This window comes from Microbacterium sp. H83 (assembly GCF_001650405.1).
GTDB lineage: Bacteria > Actinomycetota > Actinomycetes > Actinomycetales > Microbacteriaceae > Microbacterium.
In genome coordinates, this window is sequence record NZ_LWCU01000004.1 from 1 (window position 1) to 20,472 (window position 20,472).

Here is a 20,472-nt window from a genome sequence, read left to right on the forward strand (position 1 = left end):
GAGGGCGGCGGGATGTCGGCGGGAGGCGGGATGAGCCCCTCGGGGATCGGCGTCTCCGGCGGAGCCGGCGGGATCACGTCATCGGGCACGGGGGTCTCGGGCGGAGGCGGCGGGACGACAGCATCCGCCGGGGAGTCGTGCGGGGTCGTGCTGTCGTCGGTCATCGTCAGCCTCCGAGTGATCCGACGTCGGTCGTGCCGACGTTCGTGCGATGGAAGTTCTGGAACGACCGGGATGCCGTGGGGCCGCGCTGTCCCTGGTAGCGGTTGCCGTAGGGGCCGGAGCCGTACGGGTTCTCGGCCGGCGACGTGAGGCGGAAGAAGCAGAGCTGACCGATCTTCATGCCCGGCCACAGCTTGATCGGCAGCGTCGCGACGTTCGCGAGCTCGAGCGTGACGTGCCCGGTGAACCCGGGGTCGATGAACCCCGCCGTCGAGTGGGTGATGAGTCCGAGGCGACCCAGGGACGACTTTCCCTCGAGCCTCGCGGCGATGTCGTCCGACAGCGTCACCTGCTCGAACGTCGCCCCGAGCGCGAACTCCCCCGGATGCAGGATGAACGGCTCCTCGGGATCGACCTCGATGAGCCGCGTGAGCTCGGGCTGGTCGACGGACGGATCGATGAACGGGTACTTGTGGTTGTCGAAGAGCCGGAAGTAGCGGTCCAGACGCACGTCGATGCTCGACGGCTGGATCATCTCCGGCTCGTGCGGCGTGAGGCCGATCCGGCCCGATGCGAGTTCTGCCCTGATGTCGCGGTCGCTGAGAAGCACGGCACCAGCCTAGTCATCGCCCGCGAGTGGCACTTTGGTCGTGACGGATCCGCCCGGTAGGCTTGCGAGCACCCGCTCTCCGGATGCGGGTTCGGGGCTGTAGTTCAATGGTAGAACTTCTGCTTCCCAAGCAGACAGCGCGGGTTCGATTCCCGTCAGCCCCTCCACATCAGTTCGGCGCAGGCGCCACCAGGACTGTCGATCCCGGTGCCCGCCTCGCCCGACGCTCGATCGCCTGCCCCGCGTACGTCGACACGAGGATCACGAGCGACCCGAGGGCGCCGACGATGCCGATCCGCTCCCCGGCCAGAAGGAACCCCGCCGCGAGCGCCCACACCGGCTCGGTGCCCATGAGGATGCTGGCCCGGGATGCCGAGGTCCGGCGCACCGCCCACAGCTGCACCACGAAGGCGAAGACGGAGCAGAGCACACCCAGGAAGAGCACGTCGACCCACCCGCCGACGCTGAGACGGCCGATGGATGCCGGCAGAGCCGCCCCGGCGACGAGGGACGACAACCCCGCGCACACTCCCAACTGGACCAGCACCATGCCGAGCGACCCCTCCGTCCGGCCCCGGGTGAGGTGCCCGCTGGCCGTGACGTGGACGGCGCGGACGACGGCGGCGAGGATGACGAGAAGATCGCCGAGTGTCGGCGAACGGAGGCCGCCGTCGGAGACCAGCAGGCAGACGCCGACCACCGCGGCGACCGCCGCGACGAAGTATCCGCGCGGCAGCCACCGCCGAGACGCGAGCCCCTCGAGCACCGGCGTCATCACCAGCGAGAGGCTGATGAGGAACCCGGCGTTCGTCGCCGAGGTGAGCACGACGCCGGCCGTCTCCAGTCCGATGATCGCGGCCTGGGTGCATCCGAGCAGGAGAGCGATCCCCAGCCCCCGTCCGCGAGGGAGCCGTTCGCGACGCAGGAGGCAGAGGAGCCCGAGCGCCAGCACGGCGACGAGGAAGCGGAGGGCGACGGCGGACGGGACGCCGACCTCCTCGGCGAGATCCTTGGCCGCGACGAAGCTCGCGCCCCACACCATCGCGACGCCGATGAGCAGGATGTCGACGAGACGGTCGGAGCGGAGGATCGCGGGCACGGTTGCTAGTGTGTCGTCCGAGACACATAAGAACAATGGCCTTCATCTTCACCGATGAGTAAGGAGATCTGATGGATGCCGCGCGGCTCTCGCTCCTCCGCGAGCTCGGCGATCGAGGAAGCGTCGCGGCGGTGGCGGAGGCACTGCGCGTCAGCCCGTCGGCCGTGTCCCAGCAGCTCTCCGCGCTGCAGTCGAGCGTGCCTGTGCCGCTCACGACGAAGCGCGGACGCCGCCTGGTCCTCACCGAGGCCGGAGAGGCGCTCGCCGTCGCCGCCTCGCGGGTGGAGCAGGCGCTGGCGGAGGCACGGGCGACCGTCGACTCGTTCCACGGTCGGACCGAGCGCCCGGTCGGCGTGGCGGCCTTCCACAGTGCCGGACTCGCGCTGTTCGGGCCCCTCGTCGCGGAGATCGGCGACCGCGCACGCCTCGCGCTCGTCGACGCCGACGTCCCTCGGGAGGAGTTCCCCGGACTCACCGCCGATCACGACCTCGTGATCGCGCACCGGCTCGCGCATGATCCGGAGTGGCCGAGGGAGCGGCACCGGGTCTTCCCCCTGCTGGTCGAGCCGCTCGACATCGCCCTGCACGAGGACCACCCCCTCGCCCGACGCGACCGCATCTCGCCGGAGGACCTGCGGGACCAGCGCTGGATCTCGACGCACGAGCGCTTCCCGCTGGCCGGGGTGCTGCGCCACCTCGGCGGTCTCATCGGCCAGACGCCGAGGATCGACCATCGCATCAACGAGTTCTCGGTCGCGGCGCAGGTGGTCCGCTCAGGAGCCGCGATCGCCGTGATGCCGCGGTTCACCGCCGCGCCGCTCGCCACCGACGGCATGGTGTTGCGCCCGCTGGCCGGACAGCCGGTCGTGCGCCACGTCGACGTCCTCGCCCGCCCGGAGTCCCTGGCGCACACGTCGGTCCGTGCGGTGCTCGAGGCGCTGCGCACGGTGGCGTCGCGGGCCTCGGCGGCGGATAGATTCGGACGAGAAGACACCGTCGACGGGAAGGGCCACATCCATGCACCTCTCTGACTTCCGGGCGCCGGACACTCCGGTCGCGCGGGCCGCTCTCGCGTTCGCGGCCCGCCACCAGTCGCCGTCGATGCAGAACCACGTCGTCCGCTCGTGGATCTGGGCGGAGGCCTTCGCCCAGATCGAGGGGCGCACGGCGATCGACCACGAGCTCCTGTACGTGTCGGCCATGCTGCACGACATCGGCCTGGCGCCCGCCTTCGACAACGTCCTGCTCTCGTACGAGGAGGCGGGAGGGCATGTCGCGGCCGCGCTGACGACGGGCGGGGGCTGGGATGAGACACGGAGCGGGCGCGCGCTGGACGTGATCGTCCGACACAACTGGCCCTCCGTCGATCCGGAGCTCGACCAGGAGGGCTACCTGCTGGAGATCGCGACCGGCCTCGACATCTCCGGCGCCCGCCCCGAGGCCCTGCCGACCGAGTTTCTGCGCGAGGTGCTCGCGGCCCACCCGCGTCTCGATCTCGCCGTCGAGTTCGGGTCCGACGTCGTCGAGCAGGCGGGGCGCAAGCCGCACACCTCCGCGAAGCGGCTCGCCGACGGCGGCGTCGTCGACAAGCTGCGACGCAACCCGCTGGAGGCCTTGGGGGCCTGACGGACGTCGCTCAGCCGGCGTGCGCCCACAGGCGGTCGATCGCGACGTCGCGACCGAGCACGCGCTCGGCGGCACGGTGGCCGGACAGCATCGCGGCGGGCACCGTCGCGGGATCGTCCGTCCAGGTCGCCTCCCCCGCGATGTGCAGCACCCCTCCGACGGGAGCGGCGAGGTCGTCGTGATCGGCCGTGGTCGATCCGAGCGTCATGTACGCGTAGGAGCCGTGCGACCAGGGGTCGTCCTGCCAGGCCGTGCGGCGCACCGACAGCGGCTGCTCGACGCGGTCGCCGAAGAGCCGCCCGAGCTGCTCCATCACCGAGGCGGCGACCTGCTCGTCCGCCCAGTCGCGGATGCCGAGGGCCGCGGGACCCGCCGCGAACGTGAGCAGGGTGGGCTCCCCGTGCAGCGGCGTGAGGTCGTACCAGGAGTGCCACCACCGGGCGTGCGGCCCCTGCTGGCGGATGGCGTAGACGTCGGCATCCCAGAACCGCGAGGGGAACCGCAGGAAGACCTTCTCGAACGCGTTCATCCGCAGCCGACCGAGCGCCTGCGCGTTGACGGCGGGCAGCGCGGGGACGATCTCGAGGGCGCCGGAGCGCAGCACCCCCACGGGCACCGTGACGATCGCGGCGTCGGCGCTCACCACGCCGTGCGCCGTGCGCACCGAGACGCCGTCCGACCACTCGACGCGCGTCACGGCGTGGTCGAGGCGGACGTCGAGGCCCTCCGCGAGCCGCGTCGGCAGGGCGTCGTACCCGTCGGGGAACACGACCTCGTCGCCGTCGATCGAGTCGTCGTCGAGGCCGTGCGCGGCGAGGTCCTCGATCCAGGCGCCGTACTGCTCCTCGGAGCGGTGCTCCAGGTACTCGCGCACGCGCTGGACGCGCTGCTCCGCCCAGCCCTGACGGGCGAGCGCGACCTCGGTGACGTCGCGGTACGACGCGTCCGCCGCGGACTCGGCGATCACCGCGGTCAGCGTCGCGTCCACCGCATGGACGTCCGCGGCGAACGCCCTGGCCGCCTCGTCGTCGAGCCGCGCGCCGTCGGGACCGTAGTACGCGATGGGCCTGCTGTCGGGCTGGTAGCCGCCGACCGTGAACTCCACCGTGCGCATGCCGAACGCCGCGACCGCGGCGGCGACCGGGCTCCCGTCCACGCCGTGAATCCACGACGCCCCGAGGTCGGTGGGGGCTCCGTGGTCGCGGTCGGTGTGCACGCGACCGCCCACGCGATCCCTGGCCTCGAGCACGATCACCCGCTGCCCGGCGTCCTGCAGCAGCCGCGCGGCGCTGAGTCCCGCGACGCCCGCTCCCACGATGACCGTGTCGACGTGCTCCATGATGCGTCCGTCCTCTCGCGCCCGCTCCGCTGCGGGCCTTCTCCGACGATAGCGACAGCGGCGGTGACGCACCCCCGTCTCCCCTAGATTGAGACCGTGACCCCCTCCCCCGCCCGACGCGACCTCGTCGGACGCACCGTGCTGATCACGGGCGCGAACGCCGGAATCGGCTACTGGTGCGCCGAGCTCCTCGCCGCCCGCGGAGCCAGGGTGCTGCTCGGATGCCGCTCGACGCACCGCGCGGAGGTCGCCGCGAAGACCCTGCGAGCGGGCGTCCTCGGAGCCGATGTCGGCACCCTTCCGGTCGACCTCGGATCGCTCGCCGTCATCCGCGACGCCGCAGCGCGGGTCGACGAGCGGCTCGACGCCGTGATCTGCAATGCCGGGGTGAAGGCCGCCGATCCCGCTGATCGCACGGAGGACGGGCTCGACCTCATGGTGGGGACGAACGCGCTCGGTCACTTCGCCCTGCTCGCCCGGCTCGGCCACGCACTCGCCCCTGACGCGCGGGTCGTCGCCGTCGGCTCGCTGGCGCATCGGTTCGCGCGCATCGATCCGGCGACGCTGTCGCAGCCGTGGAGCGGGCCGTCGCTGCGCCGGTACGGCCGGTCGAAGGCGGCGCTGATGTCGCTGACGTTCGAGCTCGATCGGCGCTGGCGCGGCTCAGGGCGATCGGCGCTGTGCGCGCATCCCGGGTACGCCGTCGATCCGCTCACCCCGTACCGCGACGGCCTGGCCGCCGTCTCTGGTCCGGTCCGCGCGGCCGCGGCGCTCTCGCGCGGCCTCGTGCAGGGCAAGGACGCCGGCGCGGAGCCGATCGTGCACGCGGTCGTCGCCCGGGACGCCGCCGGCGGCGAGTACTGGGGCCCCGGAGGTCTGCTCGAGTTCCGCGGCGCGCCCGCGCGCGTCCAGGCGTCGGCAGAGGTGCGCTCCTCCGCGATCGCGACCGAGCTGTGGTCGATCGCGGAGGAGCTCACCGGCGTGCGCTTCGCGGTCTGAACGTCAGACGGGGATCTCCTCGAGCGAGCGGTACACGGGCAGGCCGCGCTCGAGTGCGATCTCGACGTCCTTGTCGGCACCCGCGGATTCGCCGGGCAGACGCAGCACGGCATCGCAGTGCTGCAGCAGGCGCCGAGCGGTCTCGTACATGACGTCGCCCTCTGTGTCATCGGTCTCGTCCATGCCGCGGAGCACGGGAAGCGCGACCCATTCGCCGATCATCGGAACGTGTCCCCGACGGTGGATCGGTGCGGCGGCCTCTTCGAGCCGCTCGAGGTTCCGGGCGATGAGCTCGGGGTCGCCGTCCGTCCCGGAGCGGTAGGGACCGGCGATGAGGATGAGGAGTGGTGTTTTCATATCGAGCACTGTAACGTTAACCGTGCAAGAACATGCAACTTCAAGAAAGAACGTGAGGAGAACGAATGCTCGGCGCGCAGCGCAAGGCTCACCTCCGCGACGTCCTGCGACGCGACGGACGCGTGGTGGCGAAGGACGTCGCGCGGGAGCTCGGCATCTCCGAGGACTCCGTCCGCCGCGACCTGCGCGAGCTCGCCGAGGCCGGGGAGCTCGTGCGCGTCTACGGCGGGGCGCTTCCGGTCGCACCCGCCGATCGCCCCGTCGATCAGCGCCGCGCCCTGGCGACCGACAGCAAGGAGCGGGTGGCGCGGCGCGCGGTGGAGCTGATCGCCCCGGCATCCGTCATCGTGCTCGACGCGGGCACGACGACCCTCGCCATGGCGCGGATGCTGCCGCACGGCGGCGACCTCACGGTCATCACCCCCAGCCCGGCGATCGCCGTCGCCGCCGCCGAGCAGTCCGACGCGCGGGTCGTGATGATCGGCGGCGAGCTCTCCCGGTTCTCGATGGTCGCGGGCGGAGCCCTCGCCATGGAGGCCGTGCAGCACCTCGCGGCCGACCTCTTCTTCCTCGGTGCGACCGGCGTGGATCCGGCGCGGGGCCTCACCACCGGCAGCCTGGAGGACGCCGCCACCAAGCGCGCCATCGCGGCCAGGTCCGCCGAGACCCTCGTGCTCGCCAGCGAGGAGAAGATCGGCGCCGTCTCCCGATTCCCCGTGCTCGCCCTCGACGCCGTCGCCGGGATCGTGGTCGATCCGCTCGACCGCGATCCGGTGCTCGAGCAGCTCGCGGCCGTCGTGCCGCTGCACCGCTGACGGCCGCGCCGCCGACGGCGGCCGGGGTCAGCTGACCGTCGCCGCCACGATGACGGGGGTCATCGCCGCCATCAGCGCCGCGGAGATCGCGGTGGTGACGGCCGTCGCCACCGCGTTGCCGGCGGCCGAGCCCGCCGCGATCTCGTCGATGCGCCGCTTCAGCTCACGCGCCGAGGCACCGCCGCACTCCTCCCGCAGGATCGCGTGCGCCGCGTTCAGGTTCTGCAGGATCGAGAGCAGCGCGGCGTCGGCCTGCGACGGCGCCGCCCGCCCGGCCAGCACGTCGGCGAGCCGCGATCGCAGGAGCTGCTCGGGGGTCGGGTCGGACTCGGGCGTGCGGGCGGAACCCCAGCCGAAGAACCCGCGCTCGCCCCGCACGAGCACGCCCTGCACGAGCAGCGACTCGACGACGACCTCGAGGGGGTCGAGCTTCGGGCGCATCACCAGGGACTGCAGTCGCTTGCCCCGCAGCGGCACCAGCCGCGCGAGCGTGCTGTCGAGGATGGGATTGCCGGTCGGCTCCGTCGACACGATCTCGACGACGGGGTTCTTCTCCTCCGTCAGACGGATGCGTCCGTGCAGTGCGAGGTCGACGATCACGGCGGCGACCTCGCCGTAGAGGCGGTTCACGCTCACGGCGCTCTCGATGCGGCCGTCGGGCCGGAGCAGAAGCATGTGCAGTTCTTCCACGATCAGCATGTCCTCCACGGTAGGACGCCGCGTCGCGCCTCGGCATCCCCCGTTCGGATGACTTCTCGCGGATGCCGGTGCGCCACGGACCATCGGCCTGTCAACCCCGTCGCCCCGCGACCGGCGGATCCCTATGTTCCGAGCATGACCACGGACACCGCCGCTCCCGCGGGCGAGCAGCCCACGCGCCTGCGCCGCGCCATCACCGGCCCCCTGCTCTTCGCCTTCATCCTCGGCGACGTGCTCGGCGCCGGGATCTACGCCCTCATGGGAGTGCTCTCCGAGAAGGTCGGCGGCATGCTCTGGGCGCCGCTGCTGCTCGCGCTCCTGCTCGCCCTGCTGACCGCCGGCTCGTACGCGGAGCTCGTGACGAAGTACCCGCGCGCCGGCGGCGCCTCGGTCTTCGCCGAGCGGGCCTTCCGCAGCCCCCTGGTGTCGTTCCTGGTCGGGTTCAGCATGCTCGCCGCGGGCGTCACCAGCGCGGCGGGCCTCGCGATCGCGTTCGCGGGCGACTACTTCGGCACGTTCTTCGACGTGCCGGCGACACCCGTCGCCATCGTCTTCCTCGCCGTCGTCGCGGCGCTGAACGCCCGCGGCATCCGCGAGTCGATGGGCGCGAACCTCGTGATGACCGCGATCGAGCTGAGCGGGCTCGTGATCGTCATCGCCGTGGTCGGCGTCTTCGTCGCCGGCGGGGGCGGCGACGCCTCGCGACTCACCCAGACACCCGACGGCACGCCCGCCGCGATGGCGGTGCTCGCCGGAGCGGTGATCGCCTACTACTCGTTCGTCGGCTTCGAGACCTCGGCGAACATGATCGAAGAGGTGAAGAACCCGCGCCGCACCTACCCGCGCGCGCTGTTCGGCGCCCTGTTCACGGCCGGCGCGGTCTACGTGCTCGTCGGCGTGGCGAGCTCGATCGCCCTGCCGGCATCCGACCTCCAGGAGTCCAGCGGCCCGCTGCTCGCGGTGGTCGAGGCCACGGGCGTCAGCATCCCGTCGTGGCTGTTCAGCCTGATCGCCCTCATCGCCGTCGCGAACGGCGCGCTGCTCACGATGATCATGGTGAGCCGACTCACCTACGGCATGGCCGAGCAGCAGCTGCTCCCCGGCGTGCTCGGGCGCGTCCTCCCGAACCGCAAGACCCCCTGGGTCGCGATCCTCACGACGACGCTGGTCGCGATGGGGCTCACGCTCGTCGGCGACCTCGCCACCCTCGCCGAGACCGTGGTGCTGCTGCTGCTCTTCGTGTTCCTCAGCGTCAACGTCTCGGTGCTCGTGCTCCGTCGCGATCGCGTCGAGCACGACCACTTCCGCATCTGGACGTTCGTCCCCGTGCTCGGCATCGCCTCGTGCATCCTGCTGCTCACGCAGCAGCGAGGGGTCGTCTGGCTCTTCGGCGGCATCCTGCTCGCCGTGGGCGGCGTCCTGTACCTGCTCGCCCGCTGGGGCCGCCGCCGCGCGGCCTCGACCGACCCGTCCATCGACACCCCGAAGGAGTCCCATGAGCACGCCTGACGACACCCGCAGCGTCGACGAGATGACCAGCGAGGAGAAGCGGCACGATCAGCTGACCGCGGCTCCGGATGCGACCGAGGCCGACGCCGCTCCGCGCATCGAGGTCTCGGAGCACGACGGCAACACCCGCATCGACATCGCCGACGGAGCGCCCGTGCGCCCCGGCCCCGGCCCCGGCGTCGAGGTCGACGACGACGAGTCCTGATCTCCGGATCACGCGGCGCGTCGGAGGCTAGAGCCAGCCCTTGCGCTTGAACACGGCGTACAGGCCGATGCCCATCGCGAGCATCAGCCCGAGCGCCATCGGATACCCGAGCACCCAGTGCAGCTCGGGCATGTGGTCGAAGTTCATGCCGTAGACGGTGCCGACCAGCGTGGGGGCGAAGAGGATCGCCGCCCAGCCCGAGATCTTCTTCACCTCGTCGTTCTGACGGATGCTGAGCTCGGTCATCCGCCGCATCTCCTCGTTCTGCCGGCGCGCGACGATCGTCGACTCCACGGTGAGAGCGTTGTCGAGCACCGTGCGGAAGGTCGTCGCGCGCTCCGAGACACGCAGCGTGTGGTCGAGCACGTCGCGGAGATACCGCTGCAGCTCCTCATCGACCCGGCACTTCTCCGACCCGCGCAGCAGGGCCTCGAGCATGCCGGTCAGGGGCTGCACCGCCCGCTGGAAGTCGATCACCTCGCGCCCGAGCTCGTAGATGCGCTGCGTCGCGTCGACCTCGTCCTCGAAGAGCTGGCTCTCGATCTCGTCGATGTCGTTCTCGAGGCCGGCGAGCACCGGCGCGTACTCGTCGACGACCTCGTCGAGGATCGCGTAGAGCACGGCCTCGGGGCCGAGCCTGAGCAGAGCGGGGTCGCCCTCCAGACGTCGACGCACCCGTCCGAGGTCGGGCGACTCCGCGTGCCGGATCGTGACGACGAAGTCGCGCCCCACGAGCACATGGATCTCGCCGAACTCCACCTCCTCGGCGGCGTCGAGGTAGCGCGCCGAGCGCAGCACCATGAACAGCACGTCGCCGTACCGCTCGAGCTTCGACCGCTGGTGGCCGGAGAGCGCGTCCTCCACCACGAGGGCGTGGATGCCGAACTCGTCGGCGACCTCGCGGATCTCGGCCTCGCTCGGCCGGTACAGGCCGATCCAGCTCATCCCGCCGCGCTCGCGCAGCACCTCGAACGTCTCGCTGAGGCTGTGCGGGTTCTCGGTGCGCACGCCGTCGACGTAGATCGCGTTGTCGATGATCGCCATCGGCGCTCCCTCCGCGCTCTCGTCGGCCGCGGCCGCGGCGCGACGGTGTGATCAGCCCGCGGGCGGGGCGACGCAGGCGACGGCCGTGTCGGCGATCGCCTGGTGGTACTGCTCCGCCGTGAACGGCAGGCCGAACTCCGGCGCGGTCTCGCCCGAGGCGGCGGGCGCCTTCGAGGCGATGGCGGCGAGCTCCCACGACAGGTACGAGGCGATCGTGCCGCCGAGCGTCGAGTCGTTCAGCGACACCGCGACCGTGAACCCGGTGGCGGGGTCGCTGTATGCGGCGGTGGCGTAGCCGGGGGTCCAGCCGTACTGGCCGACGAGGCTTCCCACGAGGCTCGCGCCTCCCGTCGCCTGCTGCCATGACGGCGCGCCGTCGAACGCGGGGAGCGGAGCGGCGAACCGATCGGGCTCCTCCTCGGTGCGCAGCGCCTGGGCGGCTTCGGCCTGGGCGTAGCGGCCCAGATCCTCGATGGTCGACACCACTCCGGAGTCGGTGTAGCCGGTGCTCGAGGACATCGTGGTGATGTCCACGGGGGCGGCGCAGTTGTAGCCGCCTTCGACGGGGCTGAGGTAGTGGCCCTCCATGACGGCGTCGGACGACGGCGGAGCCGCCGCGGGCGACGGCAGCGACGTGTTCGCGAGGCCGAGCGGCTCGGTCACGTACTCGGCGATGAGCTCGGATGCCGTGCGGCCCGATGCCCGCTCCAGCGCGAGGCCCAGGAGGAGGTAGTTCACGTCGGCGCCGTTGTACGTGCCGGGAGCCGAACGGGCCGCGCCCAGGCCCGAGGCCGCGAGCTCCAGCGGAGCCCACCGCCTCTCGGGGGTGCTCATCCAGGCCGGCTTGGCCGCCGCCTCGGACGAGCCGACGCCGGTCGTGGCGTTGCAGAGGTCGACGAGGGTGGCCTCCGTCAGATCCGGCACGCCCGACACGTAGTCGGGCACCGGGGCGTCGAGCTCGACGATGCCGTCGTCGGCGAGGCCGTACAGCACGTCGCAGGTCATCAGGCGGGTGACGTCTCCGATGCGGAACGCCATGTCGGTGCTGATCTCCGCGCCCGCGCCGGGGTCCTGCGTGCCGACGCCGCTCACCCAGGTGCCGCTCCACGGCACCCAGACGCCGACGACGGCGCCGGTGGCGCCGGAGGCGACGAGCGCGTTGTTCACGGCATCCTGCATCGCGGCGACCGTGTCGTCGGGCAGGGCCGCGTCGACCTGGGCGGGCGGCGTGTAGCTGAAGTCGCGCTCCGCGGTGCACCCCGTGAGGAAGAGCCCGAGCACGGCGATGGAGGCCGCTGCGGCGCGGAATCGGCGCGACGAGAGAAGCTGCATGAAGGGGACCCCCGGAAGATGTGTCTCCCGAGTCTAGAACGCGGATCCTGAAAGACCGCATCGCCCAGCCGCCCTTAGGGTGATGAGCATGCCCCACACCTTCGAATCCGACGTCGTCGCCGCGATCCTCCGCCACATGAACGGCGACCACACCGACGACAACCTGCTCATCGCCCGCGCGTTCTCGCCCGCGGCGGAGGGCGGGGCCGACGGGATCACCGGTGCGGTGATGACCGGGTTCGACGGCGACGGCGGCACGTGGGAGGTCACGCGCGAGGATGCGGCGACCGAGCTGCGCGTGCCGTGGCCCGGCGGCCCGATCGCCGACCGTCCCGCCGTGCGGCGCGAGGTCGTGGCGCTGTACGACCTGGCCTGCGAGCGGCTCGGCGTCGAGCCCCGCCCGCACGCCTGAGGCCGAGAGTCACGCGGAGGGCTTCGTCGAGAGTCACGCGGAGGGTTTCGCCAAAGGTAAGGCTGCCCTTACACTGAGGACATGTCCGAGATCCTCTCCTTCTCCGCCGCGCTCCGCGAGCGCTCGTCCAGCTCGCACTCCCGCAGCGAGGGCGCCGGATTCATGTCCGACCTCCTGAAGGGCGAGGGCTCCCGCGAGGACTACATCGCTCTCGTGGCACAGCACTACTTCATCTACGAGGCGCTCGAGGGCGCCGGCGACCGGATGCGCCAGGATCCCGTGGCATCCGTCTTCCTCAGCGACAAGCTGACCCGCCTGCCCGCGCTGGAGGCCGACCTCGAGTTCCTCCTCGGCGCCGACTGGCGCGAGCAGATCCTGCCGCTGCCCACCACGCAGCGCTACGTCGAGCGCATCCGCCAGGTCGGCGCGACCTGGGCCGGCGGATTCGTGGCGCACCACTACACGCGCTACCTCGGCGACCTGTCGGGCGGCATCTTCATCGGTCGCGTGATGGCCCGACGCTTCGGCTTCGAGACCAACGGCATCGGCTTCTACCTGTTCGACGACATCGCCGACCCGTCGGCCTTCAAGGACGTCTACCGCGAGCAGCTCGACGCGGCGCCGTGGGACCAGGCCGAGCGCGAGCGCGTGATCGACGAGGTCCTGCTCGCGTACCGCTTCAACACCGAGCTCTTCGAGGACCTCGACCGCGCCCGACTCGTCGCCTGACCGCGGTCGCCCGTCCCGCGCTCACGCGCGCGGCAGCTCCGGCGTGGACGCCGCCAGCCAGGCGTCGCGCATGAAGCGGCGCACGTCCTCGTCGACCCGGATGTCACTGGGGCGCAGCGCCCTCGACAGGTACAGCCCGTCGAGCGAGGTGAGCCGCGACAGCGCCACGTAGGTCTGCCCCGGAGCGAATGCGCCCGACCCCAGGTCGACGATCGCGCGCTCGTACGTCTTGCCCTGGGACTTGTGGATCGTCACCGCCCACGCCAGGCGCAGCGGGAACTGCGTGAACTCGGCGACCACGTCGCGGGTCAGCTTCTTCGTGCTCGGCTCGTAGGAGTAGCGGAACCGCTCCCAGACCGCGGGCTCGACGTCGACCTCCTCGCCGTCGATCTCGACGCGCACCGTCTCTCCGAGGATGCGGACGACCGTGCCGATCGTGCCGTTCACCCAGCGCGGCGGCTCGCCGGACATCGAGGTGTCGTTGCGCAGGAACATGACCTGCGCGCCGACCTTCAGCTTGAGCTCGGGCTCGGCCGGCAGCGACGCCTCGCCGCGTCCGAACTCGCCGCTCACCTCGGCCCTGGCGGTCTGCTCCTTGCCAGGGAGGGCGGCGAGGTGGCGGCTGTTGATGCTGTTGACGATGTCGTTGCGGGTCGCGAGCGTGATCATCGGCACCTCGCCCGGCTCGGGGTCGGGCGGCGTGCGCGCACCCCGGGTGTTGAGGATGCCCGCGATCTCGGCGGTGACGCGGCCGTAGCGCACGGCGTTGAGCATCGCCTTGAACCCGTCGTCGGACTGCCGGTGGATCTGCACCAGCTCGCGCACGTGCAGCTCTGCGCGGGTGTCGACCGCGAACAGCCCGCCGTCGCCGTCGTCGCCCTCGCCGCCGCCCGACCCCGCCCACACCTTGGCGTCGAAGAACCAGAACGAGCGGTAGTGGTCCTTCACGTAGCGCAGCTCCTCGCCGCGCGGCGGCACGGGCGCGAGCTGGTAGGGGTCGCCGAACATGACGATCTGCACGCCGCCGAAGGGAATGCCGCGCTTGCCGCGCGCCTGCCGGAGCGAGCGGTCGATGGCATCCATCAGGTCGGCGTTCACCATCGAGATCTCGTCGATCACGAGCGTCTCGATCGCGTTGAGGATGCGGCGCGTGTTGTCGTTCTGGTCGATGTCCGACCCGCCGATCAGGCCGATCGGCAGCCGGAACAGCGAGTGGATGGTCTGCCCCTCGACGTTCAGCGCCGCGACGCCCGTCGGCGCGCAGATCGCGATCTGCTTCTTCGTGTTCCACGAGAAGTACTGCAGGAGCGTCGACTTGCCCGTGCCGGCCCGACCGGTGATGAAGACGTGCTCGCTCGTGTCCTCGATGAGGCGGAACAGCTCGTGCTGCTCGTCGGACAGGGCGGGGATCGACACGGTTCTCTCACGGGGACGGGACGGGACGGGGCGGGACGGGGAGGTCCGCAGCCGCGGGACGACGCGACGGACGCGCCTCTCCATGGTACGGCGAGCCGTCGCCCGCGCATCCGCCTTCGCTTGTGTCCTCCCGTGCCTGCGCGCTCGGCGTCGTCCCAGGCCGCGCTCCTAGACTGACGCCATGCAGCAGGCTGAGTCGACGGCGCCCCGGCGCTCTCGTCTGGCTGCCGACATGGCGCTGCTCTCGGTGGTCGGTCTGGCGCTCGTCGCGGCCCTGGCCGCGGGCGGTGCCACGCTGTATCAGCAGTTCTACGGGCCGTCGGCGTTCGTCGTGCGCTATCTCGACCTGCTCTCGCAGGGACGCGCGGCGGACGCCCTGCAGGTGCCGGGTGTCGCGATCGACCGCGAGACGCTGGAGCTCGCGGGGATCGGCGCCTCGGCCTCCGAGGCCATGCTGCGGCAGTCCGCTCTCGCGCCGCTGACCGACGTCGAGGTGCTGTCGGAGAAGCCCGACGGCGACACCACCGCCGTCACCGTGTCGTACTCGGCCAGCGGCCACGAGGGGACCACCACCTTCTCGGTCGCTCAGGACGGCTGGGCCGGGGTCACGCCCAACTGGCGCTTCACCACGAGTCCCCTCGCGGTCGTCGAGCTGACCCTCCGCGGCGCCGACCGGTTCGCCGTCAACGGCTTCGAGGTCGACCGCCGGCAGGTCTCGATCGACGGCGCGAGCGCCGCACCCCTCGACCCGCTGCCGCTGCTCGTCTTCACCCCCGGCCTCTACTCGGTCACGGTCGACACTCCCATCGCGCGCTCCGAGGGCGTCGGGGTCCTCGCCGACAGCCCCCTGGCCACGACGCCGGTCGACGTGCAGACCGAGCCCACGGAGGAGTTCGTCGCCGTCGTGCAGGAACGGGTGGAGGAGTTCCTCACCGAGTGCACGACGCAGGAGGTGCTGCAGCCCACCGCCTGCCCGTTCGGACTCGAGGTGTCCAATCGCATCGCCTCGCTGCCGAAATGGTCGATCGCGGTGCAGCCGACCGTGACGGTCGTGCCCGAGGACGGTCACTGGCAGATCCCGACGACGGATGCCGTGGCGCACGTCGAGGTGGAGATCAAGTCGCTCTTCGACGGCAAGGTGCAGGCGATCTCCGAGGACGTGCCGTTCCAGATCGACGGATCGATCACGATCATGCCCGACGGGAGCGCGTCGATCCGGGTCGGCTCTCCCGGCGAGCTGCCCGCCGACTGAGCGCGCGCGGCGCGGCTCGCCACGCTCAGCGTGTCTGACGCTCGGCCTCGCGCTCGGCCTGCCGCCGATCCCGCTCCGCGAGGGCGGCGAGCTGGGCGTTGTACTCCTCGAGCTCGGCCTCGCCGGTGCGGTCGGCGTGCCGGTCGCGGCGCCTCTGCAGCTTGGTGTCGCTGCGGCTCCACTGGATCGCGACCGTGATCGCCAGGATCAGGGTCGGGATCTCCCCGATCGACCAGGCGATGCCGCCGCCGATGTACTGGTCGTCCATGGGCGTCGGCCCCCAGTCGCGGCCCATCGACCCGAACCAGTCGGCGACGAGCAGTCCCTCCTGCATCATGATCGCCATGCCGAAGAAGGCGTGCATCGCCATGACCGCGATCAGCGTGATGAGCCGGCCGGGGTACGGCAGTCGATACGGCACGGGGTCGGCGCCGATCAGGCTCATGACGAAGAGGTACCCCGAGATGAGGAAGTGCGCGATCATCCACTCGTGCCCGAGGTGCTCGTACATCGACCAGCGGACGAGGTCGGTGAAGTAGAACGCCCAGAGCGACAGGATGAAGATGCCCGCGGCGACGAAGGGATGCGTGACGACCTTCGCGAACGGCGAGTGCACCGCCCACATGATCCATTCGCGTCCGCCGCGCGTGCCGTCGTCGCGCTTGTGGATCGCTCGCAGCGCGAGGGTGATCGGCGCACCCGACACGAGCAGCAGCGGGATCGCCATCGACAGCATCATGTGCCCGAGCATGTGCACGCTGAACAGGTACTCCTGATACGCGTTGATCGGCCCGCAGGTCACCCAGACGAGCATCAGCATGCCGAGCACCCAGAACACGGTGCGGTGGATCGGCCAGCGGTCGCCGCGGCTGTGCAGGCGCCGCACGCCCGCGAGATAGAAGAAGAGTCCGAAGCCGGCGGCGACGAGCCAGAGGATGTCGATGTCCCAGGCGGTGAACCAGCGGTCGAGCGTGAACTCGGGCGGCAGCGGTGAGCGGGTGAGGTTCTCGGCGGGCGTCTGCACGAACGCCGCCTGCTCTCCGGTCGGCGGAGGGGTGCGCGCGAGCGCCGCGGCCGCTCCCGACGCCAGGCCCATCAGGGCGACCTCGCACAGCACCAGCATCCAGAACCAGCGCGCCGCGTTCGCGCCCGCGAGCCGGGGGATGAGCCGGATGCGGTACCACGCGCCGAGCAGGCCCATCCCGACCAGCAGCACGACCTTCGCGAGCAGGATGGCGCCGTAGGGAGTCCAGAGCTGCGCGACGTCGCCGAGAGCCACGACCGACCGCGCGAGACCCGAGACCGCCACGACCGCGAAGGCCGCGATCGCGAGGCTCGAGTAGCGGGCGACCAGCGCAGGCGTGCCGATGCCGCTGCGCCCGCGCAGCACGACGACGAGCAGCAGGCCGCCGAGCCAGACCGCGGCGCCGATCGTGTGCAGGAGGATCGAGTTGACCGCGACCGTGTGCCCGGAGAGCTCGCCCGAGTGCCCCTGGGTGGCGAGCGGGACGAAGGATGCCGCGGCGAGCAGGGTCGTGATGAGCGTCGGCGTCCAGGTGCGCCACGCGAAGACCAGCACCGTGATGACGGATCCCATGATCGTGGTGATCAGCCAGGACTGTCCGAGCGCGGTCTCCAGAAGGAAGCGTCCGAGCTGCGTGCCGAACTCGCGCTCGGCGCTGAGCTGCGGGTTGAACGCCGCCATGAAGGCGAGGAAGGCGCTGACCCCCGCGCTCAGGGTGAAGGTCGCGGCGCCGACGGATGCGGTGTTCAGCGCGACCTCGAACGCCTTCTCGTCTCTGCGGAGCGCGAACAGCGCCAGCACGAGCGAGCCCAGCATCGCGGCGGCGGCGACGTTCATCACGAGCTTGACCAGCGGGATCGCCCAGCGCACGAAGGGTCCCGGGTCCTGCAGGAGGGGCGGCGCGGCACCGCCGCCGATCAGCAGGGCGATGAGCGTGCCGATGATGCCGGCGCCGAGCAGCACGACGAGGCCGCCCGCACGATAGGCGGGGCTCGTCCAGGTCTGCGCGGCGCGGGAACTCACCGTACAAGCCTAAGCCGCGGCGGCTGTCCGATCGCCCGGGCGGGGAGCCGATGCCTCCGGCGCACGGGCGTGACGCACGAAGGCCGCCCCCGATGATCGGGAGCGGCCTTCGACGGGAAGCGGTCTTACTTGACGGCTGCCTTGAGCTTGGAGCCGGCGGTCACCTTGACGCGCTTGCCGGCCGGGATCTTGATCTCGGCGCCGGTCTGCGGGTTGCGGCCCGTGCGAGCAGCGGTCGCGACCTGCTCGAACGAGATCCAGCCCGGGATCGAGACCTTGCTGCCCTTGGCAACAGCGTCGGAGACCGAGGAGAACAGCGCGTCGAGGACACCCGAGACGGTGGCCTGGCTCTGACCGGTGGCGGAAGCGATGCTCGCGACGAGCTCGGTCTTGGTGATGGACTTGTCAGCCATGTCATCCTCCAGCGACGAGGATCCCGTCGCATCGTTTGTGGTGCGGGCGACGACTGCCGCCCGTTGGTCGTGTGACCGCCTTGAATGTACCAACCAGCGCCCACATTTCCGCGTCATTTCGCGGGTTTTGGGCTTTTCTTTGGCGTGTCGTGGTGCAGAAGTGACCAATGTGACGTCTGTGACCCCCTCTTGACACCCCGCAGGACCGCGGGCAATGGCGCGGGGATCCCGGGTGTCAGCGGGGTCGGTGCGCCTCGACGACGGCGCGCGCGGTGCGCTCGAACGCCGGGCCCACGCGGTCCTCGCCGTCGAGATATCCGCCCACCAGCGCGGCATCCCGGAGCAGGACGAGGGATGCCGCGACGTCGTCCGGGCGCTCGAGACCCGCGCCCTCGGCGACGGCGTGCAGCGTCGCCCTGAACCATTCCCGATGCTCGTCGATCAGCTGCCGCACGGCCCCGTCGGCATCCGGATACTCCGCGGCCGCATTGATGAAGGGGCATCCCCGCGTGTGCCGGAGTCGGATGTCGGCGGCGATGCCGTCGATCACCGCGCCCAGGAGAGCGGCGGGGTCGGACACCTCCGCCCCCGCGTCGGCGAACACGGCGCGCAGCATCTCGTCCTCGGTGCGGAGGTACGCGAGGACGAGGTTCTCCTTGCCGCCGAACTGCTTGTAGAGCGTGGCCCTGGTCACTCCGGCCTCGTCGATGATGCGGTCGACGCCGACCGCATGGATCCCCTCCTCGTAGAACAGGCGGGTCGCGCTGTCGAGGAGTCGGGCGCGGGCGGCACTCGGTCGGCGCGGCGTGGTCGTGTCGATGGCATCCATGGTGATCCCTCTCATCGTGTCACCCGAACGCCTCCATCCGATCCGCGATGCGACCGGTGTCGGGAATATCTTGCGGTAGATAGAACGTTCGGTCGACTATCAGCGTAGCGCACCTGCAGCGGGCAGGGGCCGAGACAAGGAGAAGAGCAGATGAGCACCACCGAGAAGACCCCGATCGTCCTGATCCACGGACTGTGGATGACGCCGAAGAGCTGGGACACGTGGGCAGACCGCTTCCGCGCGCAGGGCCACGAGGTGATCGTGCCCGGATGGCCGGGCATCGACGACCGGTCCGTCGACGACATCCGACGCGACCCGTCGGCCCTGAAGGGCATCGGCCTGAGGCAGATCGCCGACCACGCCCTCGCCTGGGCGGTCGGGCACGCCACGGCATCCGTCGCCTGATGCCCGGGCCTCGCGCCCGCTCCGGCGCCGGGCCTCGGCTGAACTCGTCGCTCACGCGCGGTGCTTCCCCTGGGCGATCGCCGACATGATCACACTCTGCACCTCGGGCCATCGATCCATGATCTGCTCATAGCTGAACCGCAGCACGTGGTACCCGCGGAGCGTCAACTGGGCATCATGTTCGATGTCGCGCGTCCGTTGGGCGCCGGTGTGCGTCGCCCCGTCGATCTGGATCACGAGCCGCTCGCCGATCAGCAGATCGACTCGCCTGTCGAGAATCCAGGCCTGCGGAAGCATCGGAAGTCCCAGCCACCGCAGCCGGTGCACGAAGATCGTCTCCAGGCCGGAGTCCGAGAACGGACGTGCGGCCTCGAGCAGCTCGCGAGCGCGCGGAGGGAGATGCAGACCACGAAGGAACTCGGCGTCGATGAGCCTTCTGTTGAGTGCGGACTCCCAGATGACGAGCGCCGTCTCGAATGGCTGACAGCGAGCGAGGATCACGAGCGCGTTCACCAGGGAGTCGATGGCCTCGTCGGGGTCACGCGGCACGATCGGCACGGACCAGTGCACCACCACGTGAGAGGGAACCTGTATCCGCGCAGCATGCGCAGGGGCGCCGACATGCAACGGCATCTTCTCCGGCATCCACAGCCCGTGGTGCTGCGCGGCACTGACGCACGTGAGGACGACCCCTCGCTCGATCGCGCCGAGGCGAGCCGCATCCGCGTCGGGCAGTGCCACCCACCCCTGACGCGGAGTCATGAGCCCCCCACTCGACTTCGCGCGACGGAGCGCATGCTCGCTCACGCCGGCAGCGCGAAGCACCGACACCCGGACGATCCCGCCTCGGCGGCGCACTTCCTCGATCGCATCCATCGCTCGATGGTGCACCCGACGCGAGCCGCCGTCTCCCGCCATCCCGGTCGATGCGGACTACTCAGCCGCGCACTCCGCTGTGCAGGGCAGGTCGCGCGCACCGCCCGTCGTCCGTCCGCCTCCAGCCCGCCTGTCTCCCGCCCGCCTGCTCGCCCGTTCATGCAGGAGTTCCCGCGAGATGAAGGAGCGGATGCCGGATTCACCCCTTCATGTCAGGAGATCTCCTTCATGCCGGGGGCCTGCCAGGCCCGACGCGGCGACGCCCGAACGCCCGACCCCCCCAGCCACCACCCGGAC

22 protein-coding genes and 1 tRNA gene are annotated in these 20,472 nt (G+C 71.0%); 11 read left to right on the top strand and 12 right to left on the bottom strand.

Annotated features, from left to right (window positions below):
• Positions 1-166: 166 nt before the first annotated feature.
• Positions 167-772, bottom strand: coding sequence for a dCTP deaminase (gene dcd, locus A4X16_RS02550; protein WP_067115890.1), 606 nt, complete (start codon positions 770-772; stop codon positions 167-169).
• 93 nt (positions 773-865) lie between these two features.
• Between dcd and A4X16_RS02555 the strand changes: the two genes are divergently transcribed.
• A tRNA-Gly gene (locus tag A4X16_RS02555) sits at positions 866-939 on the top strand.
• A gap of 2 nt (positions 940-941) precedes the next feature.
• On the opposite strand, the gene A4X16_RS02560 is transcribed toward A4X16_RS02555, so the two are convergent.
• A complete protein-coding gene (locus A4X16_RS02560; RefSeq protein ID WP_082914228.1) occupies positions 942-1,871 on the bottom strand; it encodes a DMT family transporter in 930 nt (309 codons plus the stop codon).
• A gap of 71 nt (positions 1,872-1,942) precedes the next feature.
• Here A4X16_RS02560 and A4X16_RS02565 point away from each other — a divergent pair, with 71 nt between their 5' ends.
• Together A4X16_RS02565 and A4X16_RS02570 are read left to right on the top strand one after the other, a co-directional pair.
• Positions 1,943-2,902, top strand: coding sequence for a LysR family transcriptional regulator (locus tag A4X16_RS02565; protein WP_067115893.1), 960 nt, complete (start codon positions 1,943-1,945; stop codon positions 2,900-2,902).
• Positions 2,889-3,497 (top strand): HD domain-containing protein, encoded by a 609-nt coding sequence (locus A4X16_RS02570; RefSeq protein WP_067115895.1) that lies wholly within the window; start codon positions 2,889-2,891, stop codon positions 3,495-3,497. The genes A4X16_RS02565 and A4X16_RS02570 overlap by 14 nt, the downstream gene beginning before the upstream one ends.
• Positions 3,498-3,507: 10 nt before the next feature.
• Here A4X16_RS02570 and A4X16_RS02575 read toward each other — a convergent pair whose 3' ends face one another.
• Entirely contained in the window at positions 3,508-4,836 is a 1,329-nt protein-coding gene (locus A4X16_RS02575) for a flavin monoamine oxidase family protein (RefSeq protein ID WP_067115898.1), read from the bottom strand.
• A 96-nt stretch (positions 4,837-4,932) separates the two neighbouring features.
• Between A4X16_RS02575 and A4X16_RS02580 the strand changes: the two genes are divergently transcribed.
• Positions 4,933-5,835 carry an SDR family NAD(P)-dependent oxidoreductase gene (locus tag A4X16_RS02580; protein ID WP_082914229.1) on the top strand — a complete coding sequence of 301 codons (903 nt, stop codon included), beginning with the start codon at positions 4,933-4,935 and terminating at the stop codon, positions 5,833-5,835.
• 3 nt (positions 5,836-5,838) lie between these two features.
• On the opposite strand, the gene A4X16_RS02585 is transcribed toward A4X16_RS02580, so the two are convergent.
• Positions 5,839-6,192 carry a DUF4406 domain-containing protein gene (locus A4X16_RS02585; protein WP_067115904.1) on the bottom strand — a complete coding sequence of 118 codons (354 nt, stop codon included), beginning with the start codon at positions 6,190-6,192 and terminating at the stop codon, positions 5,839-5,841.
• Positions 6,193-6,257: 65 nt separating this feature from the next.
• Here A4X16_RS02585 and A4X16_RS02590 point away from each other — a divergent pair, with 65 nt between their 5' ends.
• The gene (locus A4X16_RS02590) at positions 6,258-7,007 is read left to right on the top strand and encodes a DeoR/GlpR family DNA-binding transcription regulator (RefSeq protein WP_067115906.1); all 750 of its coding nucleotides are present in this window, start codon (positions 6,258-6,260) and stop codon (positions 7,005-7,007) included.
• Between the two features lie 27 nt (positions 7,008-7,034).
• Here A4X16_RS02590 and A4X16_RS02595 read toward each other — a convergent pair whose 3' ends face one another.
• Positions 7,035-7,706 carry a GOLPH3/VPS74 family protein gene (locus A4X16_RS02595; protein WP_067115909.1) on the bottom strand — a complete coding sequence of 224 codons (672 nt, stop codon included), beginning with the start codon at positions 7,704-7,706 and terminating at the stop codon, positions 7,035-7,037.
• A gap of 135 nt (positions 7,707-7,841) precedes the next feature.
• On the opposite strand from A4X16_RS02595, the gene A4X16_RS02600 reads away from it, so the two are divergent.
• Both A4X16_RS02600 and A4X16_RS02605 read left to right on the top strand, forming a co-directional pair.
• Complete coding sequence (locus tag A4X16_RS02600; RefSeq protein WP_067115914.1) at positions 7,842-9,215, top strand: APC family permease; 1,374 nt, start codon at positions 7,842-7,844, stop codon at positions 9,213-9,215.
• Positions 9,202-9,420, top strand: a complete 219-nt coding sequence (locus tag A4X16_RS02605) for a multidrug transporter (protein WP_067115917.1) — start codon at positions 9,202-9,204, stop codon at positions 9,418-9,420. The genes A4X16_RS02600 and A4X16_RS02605 overlap by 14 nt, the downstream gene beginning before the upstream one ends.
• A gap of 27 nt (positions 9,421-9,447) precedes the next feature.
• On the opposite strand, the gene corA is transcribed toward A4X16_RS02605, so the two are convergent.
• Together corA and A4X16_RS02615 are read right to left on the bottom strand one after the other, a co-directional pair.
• Positions 9,448-10,464 carry a magnesium/cobalt transporter CorA gene (gene corA, locus A4X16_RS02610; RefSeq protein WP_067115920.1) on the bottom strand — a complete coding sequence of 339 codons (1,017 nt, stop codon included), beginning with the start codon at positions 10,462-10,464 and terminating at the stop codon, positions 9,448-9,450.
• 51 nt (positions 10,465-10,515) lie between these two features.
• On the bottom strand, positions 10,516-11,796 hold the full coding sequence (locus A4X16_RS02615) for a serine hydrolase domain-containing protein (RefSeq protein ID WP_067115922.1): 1,281 nt from the start codon (positions 11,794-11,796) through the stop codon (positions 10,516-10,518).
• Between the two features lie 88 nt (positions 11,797-11,884).
• Between A4X16_RS02615 and A4X16_RS02620 the strand changes: the two genes are divergently transcribed.
• Together A4X16_RS02620 and A4X16_RS02625 are read left to right on the top strand one after the other, a co-directional pair.
• Positions 11,885-12,208: a DUF2470 domain-containing protein gene (locus A4X16_RS02620; RefSeq protein WP_067116136.1), complete on the top strand. Its 324-nt coding sequence runs from the start codon at positions 11,885-11,887 to the stop codon at positions 12,206-12,208.
• An 81-nt stretch (positions 12,209-12,289) separates the two neighbouring features.
• Entirely contained in the window at positions 12,290-12,937 is a 648-nt protein-coding gene (locus A4X16_RS02625) for a biliverdin-producing heme oxygenase (protein ID WP_067115924.1), read from the top strand.
• A 21-nt stretch (positions 12,938-12,958) separates the two neighbouring features.
• Here A4X16_RS02625 and A4X16_RS02630 read toward each other — a convergent pair whose 3' ends face one another.
• Positions 12,959-14,353, bottom strand: coding sequence for an ATP-dependent DNA helicase (locus A4X16_RS02630; protein ID WP_067115927.1), 1,395 nt, complete (start codon positions 14,351-14,353; stop codon positions 12,959-12,961).
• Between the two features lie 181 nt (positions 14,354-14,534).
• Here A4X16_RS02630 and A4X16_RS02635 point away from each other — a divergent pair, with 181 nt between their 5' ends.
• The gene (locus tag A4X16_RS02635; RefSeq protein WP_067115930.1) at positions 14,535-15,605 is read left to right on the top strand and encodes a hypothetical protein; all 1,071 of its coding nucleotides are present in this window, start codon (positions 14,535-14,537) and stop codon (positions 15,603-15,605) included.
• 25 nt (positions 15,606-15,630) lie between these two features.
• Here the strand turns inward: A4X16_RS02635 and A4X16_RS02640 are convergent, their stop codons facing one another.
• From A4X16_RS02640 to A4X16_RS02650, 3 genes are all read right to left on the bottom strand, one after another.
• Entirely contained in the window at positions 15,631-17,652 is a 2,022-nt protein-coding gene (locus tag A4X16_RS02640; protein ID WP_082914231.1) for a cytochrome c oxidase assembly protein, read from the bottom strand.
• A gap of 125 nt (positions 17,653-17,777) precedes the next feature.
• Positions 17,778-18,065 (bottom strand): HU family DNA-binding protein, encoded by a 288-nt coding sequence (locus A4X16_RS02645; RefSeq protein WP_050724056.1) that lies wholly within the window; start codon positions 18,063-18,065, stop codon positions 17,778-17,780.
• A 235-nt stretch (positions 18,066-18,300) separates the two neighbouring features.
• Complete coding sequence (locus A4X16_RS02650; RefSeq protein ID WP_067115933.1) at positions 18,301-18,894, bottom strand: TetR/AcrR family transcriptional regulator; 594 nt, start codon at positions 18,892-18,894, stop codon at positions 18,301-18,303.
• A 150-nt stretch (positions 18,895-19,044) separates the two neighbouring features.
• Here A4X16_RS02650 and A4X16_RS02655 point away from each other — a divergent pair, with 150 nt between their 5' ends.
• Positions 19,045-19,299: an esterase/lipase family protein gene (locus A4X16_RS02655; protein ID WP_067115938.1), complete on the top strand. Its 255-nt coding sequence runs from the start codon at positions 19,045-19,047 to the stop codon at positions 19,297-19,299.
• A 51-nt stretch (positions 19,300-19,350) separates the two neighbouring features.
• Here the strand turns inward: A4X16_RS02655 and A4X16_RS17995 are convergent, their stop codons facing one another.
• Positions 19,351-20,175, bottom strand: coding sequence for a type IV toxin-antitoxin system AbiEi family antitoxin domain-containing protein (locus tag A4X16_RS17995; RefSeq protein WP_067115941.1), 825 nt, complete (start codon positions 20,173-20,175; stop codon positions 19,351-19,353).
• Positions 20,176-20,472: the final 297 nt, after the last annotated feature.